The 17185-nt window shown below is 72.3% G+C and carries 12 protein-coding genes; 4 read left to right on the top strand and 8 right to left on the bottom strand.

Annotation, left to right across the window (positions count from 1 at the left end; genetic code table 11):
• Window positions 1-242: 242 nt before the first annotated feature.
• On the top strand, window positions 243-4571 hold the full coding sequence (locus AB0J86_RS28930) for a S8 family serine peptidase (RefSeq protein ID WP_363860837.1): 4329 nt from the start codon (window positions 243-245) through the stop codon (window positions 4569-4571).
• A 398-nt stretch (window positions 4572-4969) separates the two neighbouring features.
• Complete coding sequence (locus tag AB0J86_RS28925) at window positions 4970-9334, top strand: S8 family serine peptidase (protein WP_363860791.1); 4365 nt, start codon at window positions 4970-4972, stop codon at window positions 9332-9334.
• A gap of 63 nt (window positions 9335-9397) precedes the next feature.
• On the opposite strand, the gene AB0J86_RS28920 is transcribed toward AB0J86_RS28925, so the two are convergent.
• The 8 genes from AB0J86_RS28920 to AB0J86_RS28885 form a co-directional block, all read right to left on the bottom strand.
• Window positions 9398-9733: a hypothetical protein gene (locus tag AB0J86_RS28920; protein ID WP_363860790.1), complete on the bottom strand. Its 336-nt coding sequence runs from the start codon at window positions 9731-9733 to the stop codon at window positions 9398-9400.
• Window positions 9730-10050 (bottom strand): hypothetical protein, encoded by a 321-nt coding sequence (locus tag AB0J86_RS28915; protein WP_363860789.1) that lies wholly within the window; start codon window positions 10048-10050, stop codon window positions 9730-9732. The genes AB0J86_RS28920 and AB0J86_RS28915 overlap by 4 nt, the downstream gene beginning before the upstream one ends.
• 181 nt (window positions 10051-10231) lie before the next feature.
• A complete protein-coding gene (locus AB0J86_RS28910) occupies window positions 10232-10396 on the bottom strand; it encodes a hypothetical protein (protein WP_363860788.1) in 165 nt (54 codons plus the stop codon).
• A gap of 662 nt (window positions 10397-11058) precedes the next feature.
• Window positions 11059-11388 (bottom strand): DUF1416 domain-containing protein, encoded by a 330-nt coding sequence (locus AB0J86_RS28905; RefSeq protein ID WP_363860787.1) that lies wholly within the window; start codon window positions 11386-11388, stop codon window positions 11059-11061.
• A gap of 1 nt (window position 11389) precedes the next feature.
• Window positions 11390-12238: a sulfurtransferase gene (locus tag AB0J86_RS28900; RefSeq protein WP_363860786.1), complete on the bottom strand. Its 849-nt coding sequence runs from the start codon at window positions 12236-12238 to the stop codon at window positions 11390-11392.
• A gap of 238 nt (window positions 12239-12476) precedes the next feature.
• Complete coding sequence (locus AB0J86_RS28895; protein ID WP_311202345.1) at window positions 12477-12554, bottom strand: Ms5788A family Cys-rich leader peptide; 78 nt, start codon at window positions 12552-12554, stop codon at window positions 12477-12479.
• Between the two features lie 67 nt (window positions 12555-12621).
• Window positions 12622-13413, bottom strand: coding sequence for a DUF2993 domain-containing protein (locus AB0J86_RS28890; RefSeq protein ID WP_363860785.1), 792 nt, complete (start codon window positions 13411-13413; stop codon window positions 12622-12624).
• Window positions 13414-13549: 136 nt separating this feature from the next.
• On the bottom strand, window positions 13550-14821 hold the full coding sequence (locus AB0J86_RS28885; protein WP_363860784.1) for a hypothetical protein: 1272 nt from the start codon (window positions 14819-14821) through the stop codon (window positions 13550-13552).
• Between the two features lie 258 nt (window positions 14822-15079).
• On the opposite strand from AB0J86_RS28885, the gene AB0J86_RS28880 reads away from it, so the two are divergent.
• The gene (locus AB0J86_RS28880) at window positions 15080-15793 is read left to right on the top strand and encodes a response regulator transcription factor (protein ID WP_363860783.1); all 714 of its coding nucleotides are present in this window, start codon (window positions 15080-15082) and stop codon (window positions 15791-15793) included.
• A gap of 187 nt (window positions 15794-15980) precedes the next feature.
• Complete coding sequence (locus AB0J86_RS28875) at window positions 15981-17129, top strand: polysaccharide deacetylase family protein (protein ID WP_363860782.1); 1149 nt, start codon at window positions 15981-15983, stop codon at window positions 17127-17129.
• Window positions 17130-17185: the final 56 nt, after the last annotated feature.

The raw sequence follows: 17185 nt of genomic DNA, 5'->3' as shown, positions 1-17185 counted from the left end.
CGAATGCTGCCCGCGAGAGTGCCTTGATCAGCAACAGTGATCAACTCACCATGATCGAAGTCGTTCCCGAAGGACCCCCTTCGATCCCGCCTCCGGGAACGGCCGGCGGCACCGGACGTACCGGCGCCGCCGAGATCGGTGACCCCGAACCGGGGTCGCCGGGAGAGTGGGGAGGAAGAGTGTCCGTACGACTAGCCCGCTGGAGCGGGAGACGCTCCAGATTCGGGCCGCCGGTCGCCGTCCTGGCGGCCGCGGTTCTCGGCGCGACGGCCCTGCCGGGCATCGCCGTGGCCGCGCCGTCGGCCAGCGCCACCGTGGACAGCCAGGTCCTCAAGGACCTGAGCGGCAAGGGCAGCACCAGCTTCATGGTGTTCCTCAAGGACCGGGCCAAGTTCGACGGCGCCGCGAAGCTGCGCGACGCCGACGCGAAGGCCGCCGAGGTGCACCGGCAGCTGACCGGTACCGCCGAGCGCAGCCAGGCCGGGCTCCGGGCCGACCTGGACGCCAAGAAGGTCGACTACACCTCGTACTGGATCGCCAACGCGCTCCAGGTCAAGGGCGACAAGGCCCTCGTCGACGCGATCGCCGCCCGCCCCGAGGTGGCCCGGATCGAGCCGGTGAAGGTCTACCCGCTGATCACCCCGACGCCGAGCAGGACCACGGTGCAGGCCGCCCCGAACGGCGTCGAGTGGGGCCTGACCAACATCGAGGCCCCCCGGGTCTGGTCCGAGTACGGCGACCGCGGCGAGGGCATCGTCGTCGCCAACATCGACACCGGGGTCCAGTACGACCACCCCGCCGTGGTGGGCAAGTACCGCGGCAACCTGGGCAACGGCAGCTTCGACCACAACTACAACTGGTTCGACCCGGCCGGCGTCTGCGGCAGCGCGGCACCCTGCGACAACGCCGGCCACGGCACCCACACCATGGGCACCATGGTCGGCGACGACGGCGCGGGCAACCAGATCGGCGTGGCGCCCGGCGCCAAGTGGATCGCGGCGAAGGGTTGCGAGAGCAGCAACTGCTCCGAGAGTTCCCTGCTCGCCTCCGGCCAGTGGGTGCTCGCCCCGACCGACCTCAACGGCCAGAACCCCCGGCCCGACCTGCGCCCCGACATCGTGAACAACTCCTGGGGCGGCGGTCGCGGCGACACCTGGTACGAGCAGACGGTGAGCGCCTGGCGCGCGGCCGGCATCTTCCCGGCGTTCGCCTCCGGCAACACCCTCGGCGGGGCCCCCTGCGGCTCGGCCAGTTCCCCCGGCGACAACGTGCCGTCGTACGCCGTGGGCGCGTACGACGTCAACAACAACATCGCCGACTTCTCGAACAAGGGGCCCACGGTCGACGGCCGGACCAAGCCGAACATCGCGGCCCCGGGCGTGAGCGTCCGCTCCAGCGTGCCGGGTAACGCGTACGACGAGTACGACGGCACCTCGATGGCCACGCCGCACCTCGCCGGCACGGTCGCGCTGGTCTGGTCGGCGGCGCCGAGCCTGCGCGGCGACGTCACCACCACGGAGACGCTGCTCGGCGACACCGCCACCGACGTCGACGCGCTCGACTGCGGCGGCACCGTCGACAACAACAACATCTTCGGCGAGGGCCGGCTCAACGCGTACCGGGCCGTCACGGGCGCACCGCGCGGACCGGTCGGCCAGGCCACGGGCACGGTCACCAACAGCGCCACCGGCGCCGTGCTGGCCGGTGCCACCATCACCGCCGGGGCGCGCAGCGCCACCACCGGCACCGACGGCCACTACTCGCTGACGCTCTCGGCCGGCGAGCAGACCGTCACCGCCAGCGCGTACGGCTACGCCGACCAGGCGGTCACCCTGACCGTTCCCGAGGGCGGCGCGGTCACGAAGGACTTCGCGCTGGTCGAGACCCCGCCGGTGACGGTCACCGGCAAGGTCACCGACGGCTCGGGGCACGGCTGGCCGCTGTACGCGTCGATCGAGATCGCCGGCCGGCCCGGCGGCCCGGTCTTCACCGACCCGACCACCGGCAAGTACAGCTTCACGGTGCCGGGCAACACCAGCTACCGGCTGACCACCACCGCCCGCTACCCGGGCTACCAGCCGGTGCAGACCACGCTGGACCTCGGTACGGGCACGAAGACGGCGAACCTCACCGTCCCGGTCGACGCGGCCTGCACGGTCGCCGGCTACTCCGCCACCCTGGGCGAGCCGGTGCTGGGCCAGAGCTTCGACGGCACCTCGGCGCCGGCCGGCTGGTCGGTGGCGAACCGCACCGACGGTGGCGGCTGGACCTTCACCGACGAGGGCGAGCGGGGCAACCTGACCGGCGGCAGCGGTGGCTTCGCCATCATCGACAGCGACCACTTCGGCAACGGCAAGACGCAGGACAGCGACCTGGTGGCGCCGGCGATGGACCTCTCCGGGATCACCGCGCCGTACCTGAAGTTCAACAGCGACTTCTGGGCCGTGGGCGGCGACAACACCGCCGACATCGACGTCAGCGCCGACGGCGGCGCGAACTGGACCAACGTCTGGCACCAGAACAACTCCCGGCGCGGCCCGCGCGTCGAGGAGGTGCCGCTGACCCCGGTCGCCGGCAAGGCGAACGTCCTGCTGCGCTTCCGGTATAACGGCAGCTTCGCCTGGTTCTGGGAGGTCGACAACGTACAGGTGATCAACCGGGTCTGCACCCCGCTCGCGGGTGGCCTGGTCACCGGCTTCACCACCGACAAGAACACCGGCGAGGCCCTCAACGGGGTGACGGTGACCAGCGTGGACCAGCCGCAGGACAAGGGCGTCTCGGCGGCCACGCCGGACGACCCGAACATCGGCGACGGGTTCTACTGGTTCTTCTCCAGCCTGACCGGCGCGCACTCGCTCAACGCGACGAAGTCGCCGTACCAGGCGCTGGCGAAGGACGTCACGGTGGCCCCGAACGCCGTCAAGAAGGCGGACTTCGCGCTCAAGGCGGGCCGGCTCACCATCGGTCCGGCCACCATCGAGTCGCATCAGCCGTACGGCAGCACCCGCAGCACGACGGTGACCGTCAAGAACACCGGTAGCGCACCGGCCAAGGTCGACCTGCTGGAGCGGTCCGGCAAGTTCGACCTGCTCTCGAAGCCGGGCGCGCCGCTGGTGGAGCGGCAGCTCAAGGGCCTCAGCCCGGCCATGACCGGGGTGCGGTACTCCGCCGCGCCGGCCTCGGCCGGCCCGATGGCCGACAGCGCCTGGACCCGGATCGCCGACATGCCGTCGGCGGTCTTCGACAACGCCGCCGCGATCCTCGACGGCAAGGTCTACTCCTTCGGTGGCGGCACCAACACCGGCACCGAGCGCAAGGCCTGGGTCTACGACCCGGAGGCCAACTCCTGGAGCGCGCTGCCCGACCTGCCCCGGGTCCGGGCGAAGGGCTCCGCCGTGGCGGTCGACGGCAAGGTCTACCTGCTCGACGGCTGGGCCACCGACGGCACCCCGGTCGCCGAGGTCGACGTCTTCGACCCGGCGAGCGGCTCGTGGAGCACGCTCGGCGCCACCAACCCGGCACCGGCCTCGGCCGTGGGCACGGCCGTGGTCGACGGCAAGGTCTACCTGGTCGGCGGCTGCACCAACGGCACCTGCGCGACGACGGACGGGGTGGTCGTCTTCGACCCGGCGTCGGGCAGCTTCAGCACCGCCGCCAAGTACCCGAAGTCGGTGGGCTGGATGGCCTGCGGCGGCATCGGCACCGGCGTCTACTGCGCCGGTGGCACCTCGGGGTCGGCGACCTTCAAGAACGCCTACTCCTACGACCCGGCGGCGGACCAGTGGACCGCGCTGCCGGACGCCCCGCTGGACATGTGGGGCGCGCAGAGCGCCGCGGCCGGCGGCCTGCTGGTGCTCGCCGGTGGTGTGGCGAACAACTCGTCGGGTCTGACCAACCGGACGGTGGCCTACGACCCGGCGGCGGGTGCCTGGAAGGACCTGCCGAACGTCGGCTTCCCGGTGTACCGGGGCGCGCTCGCCTGCGGCGCGTACAAGGTCGGCGGGGCGCCCGCGCCGTTCGTGGCGGGCAAGGAGTCCGAGAAGCTCGGCGACCTCGGCGACTGCGAGGGCGGCGGCGACGCGGCGTGGCTCGGCACGACGCCGGTCAGCTTCACGCTGGCGCCGGGCGCGTCGCAGAAGGTGACGGTCACCCTGACCGCCACCGCCGAGGCCGGGATCGACCAGCCGGGGACGTACCGCTCGCAGTTGGCGCTGCGGTCGGACACCCCGTACCAGGTGCCGGCGGTTGGCGTGACGATGAACGTCTCGCCGCCGGAGACCTGGGGCAAGGTCCAGGGCACCGTCACCGGCCAGACCTGCGACGGCACCCGCGTACCGGTCAAGGCCACCATCCGGCTCAACCTCGGCACCAAGGCCGGCTACACCCTCACCGCCGACGGCCAGGGCAAGTACGCCTACTGGCTGCCGAAGGGCAAGTACCAGGTCATCGTCGCCAAGGACGGCTGGATCCCCGAGGTGACGAACCAACAGATCGAGGCCGGCTTCGTGTCGACCCTCGACCTGACCCTCGATCCCGTCTCCCCCTGCGACAGCCGGGTCGGCGGAATCTGACCAGCACCTGATCCATCGATCTACATCGCACCATCGGTGGCCGCCGGATCCCCCGCGATCCGGCGGCCACCGCCGCATCTGCGCCCGTCGCGCGGGCATTCGCAGCGGCGTCGGTCGAGAGATCAATCGACCAAGATCAGTACGACGGGTCGGGTCGCTGACCCAATCCCGCCCAGCTACTGCCCGAATACTGCTCATCGAGAGGCATTGATCATTAACACTGCGACGCACAGCATGACTCATAGCCGACGCGGGGGCCACCTTCAGTTACCCGAGACCACCCCCGCGCGCGGCCGGCGGTACGGGACATCCCGGTACCGCCCGATCGGTGACCGGTGGGGACCGGGGCACCGAATACGTGGGGAGGAAACATGTCACGACGACGAGGGAGCTGGGCCATGGGCCGGTCCAGACTCCGGCGTTCGCTCACCGTCCTCGCGGCGGTCGTGCTCGGCGTCACGGCGCAGCCCGTGCTCGCCTCGGCCGCCACCCCGAGCGCCACGGTGGACGCGCAGGTACTCAAGGCGCTCTCCGGCCAGGAGAGCACCGACTTCATGGTCTATCTCCGGGACCGGGCCACGTTCGACGGTACGGCCGGCCCGCGCGACTCCGGCGCGAAGGCCACCGAGGTCTACCGGCAGCTGACCGGTACCGCCGAGCGCAGCCAGGCCGGGCTCCGGGCCGACCTGGACGCCAAGAAGATCGACTACACCTCGTACTGGATCGCCAACGCGCTGCGGGTACGCGGCGACAAGGCCCTCGTCGACTCGATCGCCGCCCGCCCCGAGGTGGCCCGGATCGAGCCGGTGAAGGTCTACCCCCTGGTCAAGCCGACCGCGCGGACGGCCAGCACCACGGCCGCCCCCGCCGCCGCCGAGTGGGGCCTGACCAACATCGAGGCACCCCGGGTCTGGTCCGAGTACGGCGACCGCGGCGAGGGCATCGTCGTCGCCAACATCGACACCGGCGTCGAGTACGACCACCCGGCGCTGGTCGGCAAGTACCGCGGCAACCTGGGCAACGGCAGCTTCGACCACAACTACAACTGGTTCGACCCCGCCGAGGTCTGCGCGACGGCCGCGCCCTGCGACAACAACGACCACGGCACCCACACGATGGGGACCATGGTCGGCGACGACGGCGCGGGCAACCAGGTCGGCGTCGCCCCGGGTGCCAAGTGGATCGCCGCGAAGGGCTGCGAGAGCGACAACTGCTCCGAGGACTCGCTGCTCGCCTCCGGCCAGTGGGTCCTCGCCCCGACCGACCTCAACGGCCAGAACCCGCGCCCCGACCTGCACCCGGACATCGTGAACAACTCCTGGGGCGGCGGTCGCGGCGACACCTGGTACGAGCAGACCGTCACCGCCTGGCGCGCGGCCGGCATCTTCCCGGCGTTCGCCTCCGGCAACACCCTCGGCACGGCCCCCTGCGGCTCGGCCAGCTCGCCCGGTGACAACCTCTCCTCGTACGCCGTGGGCGCGTACGACGTCAACAACAACATCGGCAGCTTCTCGAACAAGGGACCGACCCTCGACGGCCGCACCAAGCCGGACATCGCCGCTCCGGGCGTCAACGTGCGCTCCAGCATCCCGGGCGGCGGCTACGCCGCCTTCAACGGCACCTCGATGGCGACCCCGCACCTCGCCGGGGCCGTCGCACTGATCTGGGCCGCCGCGTCCAGCCTGCGCGGTGACATCACCGCCACCGAGGCGCTGCTCGACCAGACCGCCACCGACGTCAACGCGCTCGGCTGCGGCGGCACCGTCGACGACAACAACATCTTCGGCGAGGGCCGGCTCAACGTGTACCAGGCCGTCACGGCCGCACCGCGCGGACCGATCGGCCGGGTCAGCGGTACCGTCACCAACTCCGCGGGCGGCGCCCCGGTGGCCGGCGCGACGGTCAGCGCCGGGTCCCGCACCGCCACCACCGGCGCGGACGGCCGCTACGCGCTCACCGTCGAGGCCGGCACGTTCGAGCTGAGCGTCAGCGCGTACGGCTACGCGGGCCAGACCGCGACCGTCACCGTCGGTGAGGGCGGCGCGGTCACGAAGAACTTCGCGCTGGTCGCCGCGCCGACGGTCACCGTCTCCGGCAAGGTCACCGACGGCTCGGGGCACGGCTGGCCGCTGTACGCGTCGATCGAGATCGCGGGCAAGCCGGGCGGCCCGGTCTTCACCGACCCGATCACCGGCAGGTACTCCTTCTCGGTGCCGGGCAACGCGAGCTACCGGCTGACCGTCAGCGCCCGCTACCCGGGCTACCAGACGGTGACCCGGGACGTGGCGGTCGCCGCCGCCGCGACCACCGTCAACATCCCGGTACCGGTGCAGGCCGCCTGCACCGCCGCCGGTTACTCGGTCAGCGTCGGTACGCCGCTGCTCGCCGAGAGCTTCGACACCACCGCCAAGCCGGCCGGCTGGTCCGTGGTGAACCGGACCGAGGACGGCGGCTGGACCTTCGAGGACCTCGGCCGCCGGGGCAACCTCACCGGCGGCAGCGGCGGCTTCGCGATCGTCGACAGCGACCAGCTCGGTACCGGCAACACCCAGGACACCGACCTGGTCACGCCGGCGCTCGACTTCTCGGCCGTCAGCGCGCCGTACGTGAAGTTCAACAGCGACTGGCGGGCGGTGAACAGCGGCGACAGCGCCGACATCGACGTGACCAGCGACGGCGGCGCCACCTGGGCCAACGTCTGGCACCAGACCGCCAGCCGGCGCGGCCCGGTGGTCGAGGAGGTCTCGCTCGCCCCGGTCGCCGGCAAGGCCAACGTCCAGATCCGGTTCCGCTTCCGGGGCACCTTCGCCTGGTGGTGGGAGATCGACAACCTGCAGGTGGTCAACCGGGTCTGCACCCCGACCGGGGGTGGCCTGGTCGCCGGCTTCACCACCGACAAGAACACCGGTACCGCGCTCAACGGGGTGACCGTGTCCAGCCCGGACGCGGCGACCGAGAAGGGCGTCAGCGCGGCGACCCCGGACGACCCGAACATCGGCGACGGCTTCTACTGGCTCTTCTCCAGCCTGAGCGGCGAGCACCCGTTCACGGCCGTGAAGACGCCGTACGAGTCGCTGTCGAAGCAGGTTTCGGTGGTCACCAACGGCACCCGCAAGGCCGACTTCGCCCTCAAGGCCGGCCGGCTGAGCGTCACCGGCGGCAACATCGAGTCGCACCAGCCGTACGGCAGCACCCGCAGCACGACGGTGACGCTGAAGAACACCGGTAGCGCGCCGGCGACGGTGGAGCTGCTGGAGCGTTCCGGCCAGTTCTCGCTGCTCTCGCTCACCGGCGCGAAGCCGACCGAGCAGAAGGTGAAGGGCCTCACCACCGCCAGCACCGGCGTCCGGTACGGGGCCGCCCCGGTCTCGGCCGCCCCGCAGGTGGACGAGGCCTGGGCCCGGGTCGCCGACCTCCCGGCGGCGATCTACGACAACGCCGCGGCGGCGCTCGACGGGAAGGTCTACTCCGTCGGCGGCGGCACCAACACCGGCAACGAGCGCAAGGCGTGGGTCTACGACCCCGAGGCGAACAGCTGGAGCGCGCTGCCGGACCTGCCGACCGCGCGGGCGAAGGCCTCGGCGGTGGCGGTGAACGGCAAGCTCTACGTCCTCGGCGGGTGGAGCGCGAGCGGGGCGCCGGTCGCCTCGGTCGACGTCTACGACCCGGCGAGCAACGCCTGGAGCACCGTGGCCGGCGCGACCAACCCGGCACCGACGGCGGCGGCCGGCGCGGCCGTGGTCGACGGCGTGGTCTACCTGGTCGGTGGCTGCAGCGACGGTAGCTGCGCCAGTTCGAACAAGACGGTCGTCTTCGACCCGGCGACCGGCGCGTTCAGCACCGGCGCCAACTACCCGCACGCCTTCGCCTGGGGCTCCTGCGGCGGCATCGGCACCAGCGTCTACTGCGGCGGCGGCTCGGCGGGCACGACCGCGTACAAGGACGCCTACTCGTACGACCCGGCGGGCGGGACCTGGACGGCCCTGCCCGACCTGCCGATCGACCTGTGGGGTTCCCAGTACGCGGCCGCCGGTGGCCTGCTCGTCATCTCGGGCGGGGTGACCGGCAACTCGACCGCGATCACCAACCGGACCGTCGGGTACGACCCGGCCGCCGGGGCGTGGCGGGACCTGCCGAACAACCAGTTCCTCCGGTACCGGGGTGCCGGCGCCTGCGGCGCCTACAAGATCGGCGGTTCGCCGTCGTCCTTCGTGGGAGCCAAGGAGGTCGAGCGGCTCGGCGGCCTCGAACTCTGCGACCAGGCCGGGGACGTGTCGTGGCTGAGCGAGTCACCGACCACGTTCACGTTGGCGCCGGGCGCGTCGCAGAAGGTGACGGTCACGCTGACCGCCACCGCCGAGGCCGGGGTCGACCAGCCGGGCACCTACACGGGTGAGCTGGGCTTCAAGTCCAACACCCCGTACCAGGTGTCGAGCGTGGGGATCAAGCTCAACGTCTCGCCGCCGGAGACCTGGGGCAAGGTCCAGGGCACCGTCACCGGCCAGACCTGCGACGGCACCCGCGTACCGGTCAAGGCCACCATCCGGCTCAACCTCGGCACCAAGGCCGGCTACACCCTCACCGCCGACGGCCAGGGCAAGTACGCCTACTGGCTGCCAAAGGGCAAGTACCAGGTCATCGTCGCCAAGGACGGCTGGATCCCCGAGGTGACGAACCAACAGATCGAGGCCGGCTTCGTGTCGACCCTCGACTTCACCCTCGATCCCGTCTCCCCCTGCGACAGCCGGGTCGGCGGAATCTGACCAGCACCCGAATAACCGACACCTGATTACCGGTGGCCGCCGGACCCCAGTCGGGTCCGGCGGTCACCGCCGTATCGGGGACCGGTTCGTGCGTACCGGCTGGCGCGGTGTCGACGCTCGCGGCCGGACCCGGCGCAGCCCGGCGTACTGCACCCAGATCGTCCGCCGCTCGACCGCGTCACCCCGACCATCCAGGACGTACCCGTCCAGCCACACCCACCCCTCGTACGTCGACCAGTCGTGCGCCCGGATCACCCGGAACCAGAACGCGTCGACGAACTGAACACTCGCCGCGCGGGAGACCTGAACGATCTCGCCGGCAGTCGGAATGCCCGGCCCGACCCGGACCCCGGACGGTCCGGGCGGGCCGAGCGGCAGCCGGTCCTGGGTACCGCTCACGACAACGCCCGCCGCAGCGCCTCGACCGACACCTGCACCTCCCAGCACCACGGCCCGTGACAGTCCACCGACTGCCACGTGCAGGAGATACCGTGCGCCAGCAACCACGCCCGACCCGGTTCGGCGGCCGGCTGCGTGTCCACCACCCGCAGGTGAATGTGATGATCGGCCGCGACATCCGGTCGTGGGTACCACTCGCCGGCCGGCAACCGCACGACCGTGCCCCAGGGCAGCTTCGGCACGTCCGCGCCAGACCCGGCCACCGGCCCCGAATCCCGCCCCGGCTCCCGGCCGTCGCGGCTCATCGGGTCCGCCACGGCGCCACCCTGGCCAGCACCAACCGGCCGCTGCGGATCAGCAGGCTCCGCGCGTCCCGGCGCGGCATACACGGGTACGACTCACCGCACGACCGGCACGAACGCCACTCCCCCGGCAGATGGACCTGCATGACCCGGTGCGCATCCTGGATCGCATCAGCCAACCCCACGTACTCGGTCCTCATCGCCGCCCCCGGTAGCCTGCCGGATGCTCGTTGCGGGCGACGGCGATGACCCGCCGCCTCGCGGCGCTGGTCTCGGCGGCGTCGCGCCGTCGCCCGGCCGCCTCGGCGGCGGCACGGCGGGCCCGGCGTCGGGCGGTCAACCATCCGAGCAGGCAGTTCATCGCACCTCCCAACGGGGTGGGAGTGCGGCGGTCGCGCTGGCCGGCTCGTGACTTGGGCAGGCCGCCGCACCCCCTATGGACGGGCGCCGACCCAAGCCCGCGCCCGGTTTCTACCTCCGGCACGGCTACAGGGAGGTGGGACGCACGCCCGGCATGCCGGACGGATCAGCGAAGCACCACTTCCACAAGGCGCTGTAGCGATGGCATCGGCGCAGGTCGGAGCCACGGACCGGGTGGTGGTTGATCCTTAGTCCCGTTCCGGTGCCCCCGAGGCCCGCAAACACCGGTTTGCAGCTAACAATCATGGGACGCCCGCCCGTTCGGTGGTACGTCAGAGACATCAAACCGCCCCGGTGACGTCTCTGGTGTACCACCCACGCGAGCGGCGGTGCTCCGTTCTCCGAACACGCCACGCTGGCGGTCGATGGTCCTTGCGCGCGCCGTCACCTGAACACCAGAGGCGTTACAGGGCGCGGATAACGCCACTGGCGTTCAGGTGACGACGACGTCCGCCAGCCGACGTCGATCGGCCGGCGCTCACACTCCTCGCCAAGCGAACCGATCGACCTGATTTGTCCGCTTTGTCCACCACAATGCCGTACGACGACCGCCGCCCGGGCGCGATGCCCGGGCGGCGGTCGTTTGGTACGTGGGTGCGGACGTCAGCCGACGGTGACGCCCACCTCGGTGATGCCGCGACCGGCGGTCACCAGCGTGTCGCCGTTGCCGTGCCGGGACAGCGCCCGCAGCGTCCAGGTGCCCGGCGCCGCGAAGAACCGGAACTGGCCCTCCGGCGAGGTGACCACCTCGGCCGTGAACTCACCGGTCGAGTCGAGCAGCCGGACGTACGCCCCGGGCACGGCCTCGCCGGACTCGGCGCTGACCACGCCGGTGATGACGGTTTCCTTCGTCAGGTCCAGGCCGGCCGGCAGCGGGGCGGACTGGTCCGGCGCCGCGCAACCGGCGGCCGTGGCGGAGATCGGAGCTGTCATGTCACGCCTCCCCGGGCTCGTCGCCGAGGGCGACCGGCACGCCCACCAGGGAGCCGTACTCGGTCCACGAACCGTCGTAGTTCTTCACGTTCTGGTGGCCGAGCAGCTCCTTGAGCACGAACCAGGTGTGCGAGGAGCGCTCGCCGATCCGGCAGTACGCGATGGTGTCCTTGCCGTCGTCCAGCCCGGCCGCCGCGTAGATCTCCCGCAGCTCGTCGTCGGACTTGAAGGTGCCGTCCTCGTTGGCCGCCTTCGACCACGGCACGTTCACCGCGGTCGGGATGTGGCCGGCCCGCTGCGCCTGCTCCTGGGGCAGGTGCGCGGGGGCGAGCAGCCGGCCCGCGTACTCGTCGGGCGAGCGCACGTCGACGAGGTTCTTGGTGCCGATCGCGGCGACGGCCTCGTCCCGGAAGGCCCGGATGGAGACGTCCGGCTCGCTGGCGACGTAGCTGGTCGCCGGGCGGGTGACCGCCTCCTTGACCAGCGGGCGGGCGTCCAGCTCCCACTTCTTGCGACCGCCGTCGAGCAGCTTCACGTCGCGGTGACCGTAGAGCTTGAAGTACCAGTACGCGTACGCGGCGAACCAGTTGTTGTTGCCGCCGTAGAGGATGACGGTGTCGTCGTTGCTGATGCCACGCTCGGAGAGCAGCGCCTCGAACTGGCTCTTGTTGACGAAGTCCCGGCGTACCGGGTCCTGCAGGTCGGTCTTCCAGTCCAGCTTGATGGCGCCGGCGATGTGGCCGGCGTCGTAGGCGGTGGTGTCCTCGTCGACCTCGACGAAGACGACGCCGTCGGCGCCGAGGTTCTTCTCGGCCCAGTCGGCCGAGACGAGTGCGGTGTCGCGACTCATCAGATCACTCCCTGGTGAGGATGGTGCCCGACCGGAGTGTCGACGGTCGGGTCGGTGACAGTGAGCCAGCGCGTGGATAGCGGATCGTGTCTGGTCGCACCCACACGCGGGACCCATAGCAGTACGGATCACGGGTTTGTGCGACGGCGCCGCTGCCGGGCGTGGAAGGGGTTCAGAGAAAGCTCGTCACCGGCCGGAACAGGGAGCCGGTGATTCTTCCTGATTAGCAGCCCCGCCGTCAGATGACGGGGCGACACAGGCAGGTGGCCACGCGGCACAGGTCGACCGCGCGCCGTTTGGTGAGGAGCGTCCCCATGAGGATGGAGCCTACCAGTGCCTACCGCCGGACTCGACCGCGGACCAGCATCCGGGAAACCGACCCGTCACGCCCCGGAGTTGAGCGTGACGTTCTTGGCCGTCGCGCTCACGGCCAGCCCGTTCGGCTGGACCCGTACCTCGCGCACCACCAGCTGGAACGGCAGCTTGGGCAGGGGAATGTCGATCGAGATCTGCCGGGCGTACGCGTTGACGAGCGCCCGGGCGGCCGGGATGTCCGGCAGCCCGTCGGCGGTCAGGTTCTCGAACCGCACCGCCACCTGACCCTTCTCGACGGTCAGGTTGGCGTCGCCGGTGACGGTGAGCCGCTGGCCGAGGACCTCAAGCGGCGCCGTGACGTTGAGCTTGCCGTTCCGTTCGGCGAGCTTCACGCCCGGCCGCTTGATGAGCTGGGTGACGCTGTCGTAGCTGATCGTCGCGGTGCCGTCGACCGTGTCCGCGACGACGTCGCCCTGGCCGGAGCGGAGCGTGTCGAGGCTGGCGTGCACGCTGCGCGCGTCGATGTCCAACTCCGGCAGGCTGACGCTGTTCCCCTCGACCGCGCCCTGCACGTCGCGGAGCACGATCGAGATCGACTCGTACCGGCCGGCGACCACCTGGGTCAGGAACGGGAAGCCGCCGACCCCCACCTCGGGCGGCGCGGAGCGCACGTTCTGCTTGGCGGTCTCCTGGCTCACCTGCTCGGCGATGGTCCGCTCGGCGAAGTTGGCGGCGACCCGGTCGGCCACCACCAGCAGCCCGACCAGGACGAGTAGCAGCACGAGCAGGACGATGAGCACCCGCCGCCCGCGCCGCCGCCGGACCGGCCGTTCCTCGTACCCCGCATAGCCGCTCGTCACGCCGCCTCCTGGTCCGTACCGGTCTGTTCGACCGGAGAATTGTCCCCGATCGGGGCTCGGAAGGTACCCGCGTCCGTCGCTTCCCAATCACCGGACGGCGAGCCGCCGGGGCGCCCACCGGACGCCCCGGGACCGCTCAGAGAAACAGCCTGCTCATGGCGTACGCGGCCGGTGCCGCGAGGGCGAAGCCGCCGATCGGCCCCTGCATGTGCCGGGCCACCCACATCGTCGGCGGCTCGCCGGCCATGAGCCGGCCCGCCTCCGCGTACCCGACCGCGAGGTCGGCCAGCGCGGCGGCGGTCGCCGTGACCAGGCCGACCACGGCGCCGCTGGTGGGGGTGAACCCGACCACGATGCCGCCGATCACGGCGGCCGCGAGCGTGCCCAGCATCGCGCCGAGCACCACGCCGGCCGCGCCGCGCGGCACCTGCGGCGCCAGCCGGGGCCAGGGCAGCACCGCGTCGGTCAGCCGCGCCACCGCCAGCGAGACCGCGGTCGCGGTGAGGCAGACGAAGATCGCCTGGGTACCGACCGGCACCCGGCTGAGCACGATCAGCGTCCCGAAGGCGACCACCCCGACCACGATGAGCAGGGTGGTACCGAGCGAGTCGGTCACCCGCGACCGGTCGGCGGGGCGGACGAGCTGCCCGAGGACGCCCGCGACGAAGCCGGCGACCGCCACGTAACCGAGCGGGGCGAGGCCGGCGATCTGCGAGGTCACCGCGGCCACGTCGGCGATCGCGGCGACCGCGACCGCCACCCCGGCCACCAGCGGCAGCGCCGGGGGACGCATGGCCATGGTCCAGGCCAGCACGAAGAGCACCTGTACGCCGAAGACGACGATCGCGAACGGGATGCGGGCACTGCCGGGACCGGCGGTCTGCGCGCCGAAGACCAGCCCCACCCCGAGCAGCGCGGCGAAGCCGGCGATCGCCACCGAGAGCAGCCGGCGGACCGGGACGACCTCCACCTCCTCCTCGTCGTCCGCGTCGGTGTCCTCGTCGACGTCGGGATCCACCCGCGGCACCGGGGCGCTGCCGCCCCGCCGCGCCCGCCGGGGGCCGCTGCGGCCACGCCGCTCCTCGGCCGGGCCCGGGGCGTCGTCGTCCGGGCCGCGCTGCGGCCCCTGTGGCGCCTGACCGCCCTGGCGGGGCGGGTAGCCGCGCGGGGGCCCACCCGGGTGGTCCTCCGGGCCGGGGCCCTGGGGTGCCTGCGGGCCGGGGCGGGGCGGGTAGCCGCGCGGGGGCGCGCCCGGGTGGTCGTCCGGGCCTGGGCCGTGGGGACCCTGCGGGCCGGGGCGGGCTGGGTAGCCGCGCGGCGCCGCGCCGCGGGGCGGGCCGGGCGGGCCCATCCGGTTGCCGTCCGCCCAGCCGTCGCGGCCGGCCTCGGGGGGCGTTGAGGGGAACACGCCCCGATCGTGCCAGACCGGACGGGTTGCTCGCTGGTCACGGTTTCGTCGAGGTAAAAACCTGGCCCTCATGTCTGACAAGACAGGCAAAGCAGACGCACGTCCGACGGCCCTTACCTGGATATCGGCTAGGCTCGACCGCAGATTGCCCGCCAGTGACGCCGGGACCGACGCCAGTCTCCAGCGGTACGCCCCGGCCGAGCCGGAACTCCGCTGGCCACCGCGCGGCCCGAGGGCCGCCGGGACGGAGGTGATTGCGTGGAGATCCTGCTCCTGGTGACCGCACGCGCGGGTGAGCCGTCCGCCGTACTGCCCGCCCTCGACCTGCTCCCCCACTCGGTGCGTACCGCCCCGCGCGACGTCCGCACGCTGGTCTCCGGCCCGAGCCCGGACGCCGTGCTGGTCGACGCCCGCTCCGAGCTCAGCGAGGCCCGCGCCACCTGCCGGATGCTGCACGCGACCGGGCTCGGCGTACCGCTGGTGGCGGTCGTCACCGAGGCCGGCCTGATCGCCCTGAACGCCGACTGGGGCGTGGACGACGTGATCCTCGCCAGCGCCGGTCCGGCCGAGGTCGAGGCCCGGCTGCGGCTCGCCGTCGGCCGCCTCAGCAACGCCACCAGCGGCGGCGGCGGTTCGATCCGCGCCGGCGAGCTGAGCATCGACCCGGACACCTACGCGGCCAAGCTCAAGGGCCGCCCGCTCGACCTGACGTACAAGGAGTTCGAGCTGCTCAAGTTCCTCGCCCAGCACCCGGGTCGGGTCTTCACCCGGGACCAGTTGCTGCGCGAGGTCTGGGGCTACGACTACTTCGGCGGTACCCGCACGGTCGACGTCCACGTGCGGCGGCTGCGCGCCAAGCTCGGCTCCGAGTACGAGTCGATGATCGGTACGGTCCGGCAGGTGGGCTACAAGTTCGTCGTACCGCCGTCCCGCTCGCTGCCCGACTCCGAGCCGGCTCCGCTGCCCGTCTGACCCGCTCCGCTGCCCGTCCGACCCTCCGTCGAACGCCGTCCGCCGCCGGCCCTCCGCCGGTGCGGGCGGCGTTCTGCCGTTCCCCGCCGGCCGGGGGACACCGTCGGGCGACCCGGAATCCGAAATTCCCTAATAACCGGCAAAGCGTACTTATCCTTTGGTCGAATCTTCGCCAGAGGAGGCGGCTGTGGCAGCAGGGGCACGGGGGCAGCACGGGACCGACGGTTACGGGCACGGGTACCAGGGCCCGCGCCGGCCAGGGCCGAGTCGGCAACTGCTCGGCCTGGTCGCGCTCGTGGCGGTCACGCTGCTCGGGGCGGCGTTCGCGATCGGGCAGACCTTCGGGCGCCGGGATTCGCCGGAACAGACCCAGCCGCTCGCGGCCGTGGCCTCGTCGGAGCCGGCGCCGCCGGCGTCGCGGCCCGACCTGCCGGGCACCCGGTCCGACCTGCCGGGTAGCCGGCCCGACCTGCCGGGTACCCGGTCCGACCTGCCGGGCCGGGACGCCGACCTGCCGCGCACCGGCCGGGCCGCCGAACCGGTCCGCACCCCCGGGGAGCGGCCGGGCGAGGTGCCCGCGCCCCCGCCCGCCGACCCCGACATGCTCCCCGGACCGGACGACCCGCCCGCGGGCCGGGTCGCCCCGAGCGCGCCGTCGAACCCGCGGCCGAACGCGGAGTCCGCCGGAACCGATCCGCTCTACCGGCTCGGCGCGGAGCCGGACGGCCCCGCCGGAAGCTGGCAGACCACCGGCGCCGGGTACGTCGCGCTCACCTTCGACGACGGCCCGAGTCCGGAGTACACGCCGCAGACTCTGGCGCTGCTGCGCCGGTACCAGGTCAAGGCGACCTTCTGCCTGATCGGCGAGAACGTCGAGCAACATCCGGAACTGGTCCGCGAGATCGTCGCCGAGGGGCACACGCTCTGCAACCACTCCTGGTCCCACGACCTGGAACTGGGCCACCAGGACCCGGAGGAGATCGAGGCCGATCTGCGCCGCACCAGCGAGGCCATCGAGTCCGCCGCGCCCGGTACCCCCATCGCCTACTTCCGGCAGCCGGGCGGCAACTGGACCACCAGGGTGGTCGAGGTGGCCGGCCGGCTCGGGATGACCTCGCTCGGCTGGGCCGTCGACCCACAGGACTGGCGCCTGCCGGGGCCGGAGAGCATCGTGCACACGGTCACCTCCGAGACCGGGCCCGGCTCCATCGTCCTGCTGCACGACGGCGGCGGCGACCGGACGGGGACCCTCGACGCGCTCCGCTGGATGCTGCCGGAGCTGACCGAACGCTTCCGGCTCGCCGCGCTGCCCGTCGACGCCGAGCCGCCGCGCTGAGGCCCGAGCCGCTGCCCGTCGGCCCCGAGCCACTGCCCGTCGGCCCCGAGCCACCG

The organism is Micromonospora sp. NPDC049559, from assembly GCF_040676675.1.
Taxonomy (GTDB): Bacteria; Actinomycetota; Actinomycetes; order Mycobacteriales; family Micromonosporaceae; genus JBFAPK01.
The sequence above is the reverse complement of the archived record's forward strand: the minus strand, read 5'-3'. Positions and strand labels throughout refer to the sequence as shown.

What these genes read in the sequence shown, in the direction of transcription:
- AB0J86_RS28925 (WP_363860791.1), top strand. Translation starts at nt 4,970, where the DNA reads ATGGGCCGGTCCAGACTCCGGCGTTCGCTCACCGTCCTCGCGGCGGTC.
- AB0J86_RS28910 (WP_363860788.1), bottom strand. Translation starts at nt 10,396, where the DNA reads ATGAACTGCCTGCTCGGATGGTTGACCGCCCGACGCCGGGCCCGCCGT.
- AB0J86_RS28905 (WP_363860787.1), bottom strand. Translation starts at nt 11,388, where the DNA reads ATGACAGCTCCGATCTCCGCCACGGCCGCCGGTTGCGCGGCGCCGGAC.
- AB0J86_RS28900 (WP_363860786.1), bottom strand. Translation starts at nt 12,238, where the DNA reads ATGAGTCGCGACACCGCACTCGTCTCGGCCGACTGGGCCGAGAAGAAC.
- AB0J86_RS28895 (WP_311202345.1), bottom strand. Translation starts at nt 12,554, where the DNA reads ATGGGGACGCTCCTCACCAAACGGCGCGCGGTCGACCTGTGCCGCGTG.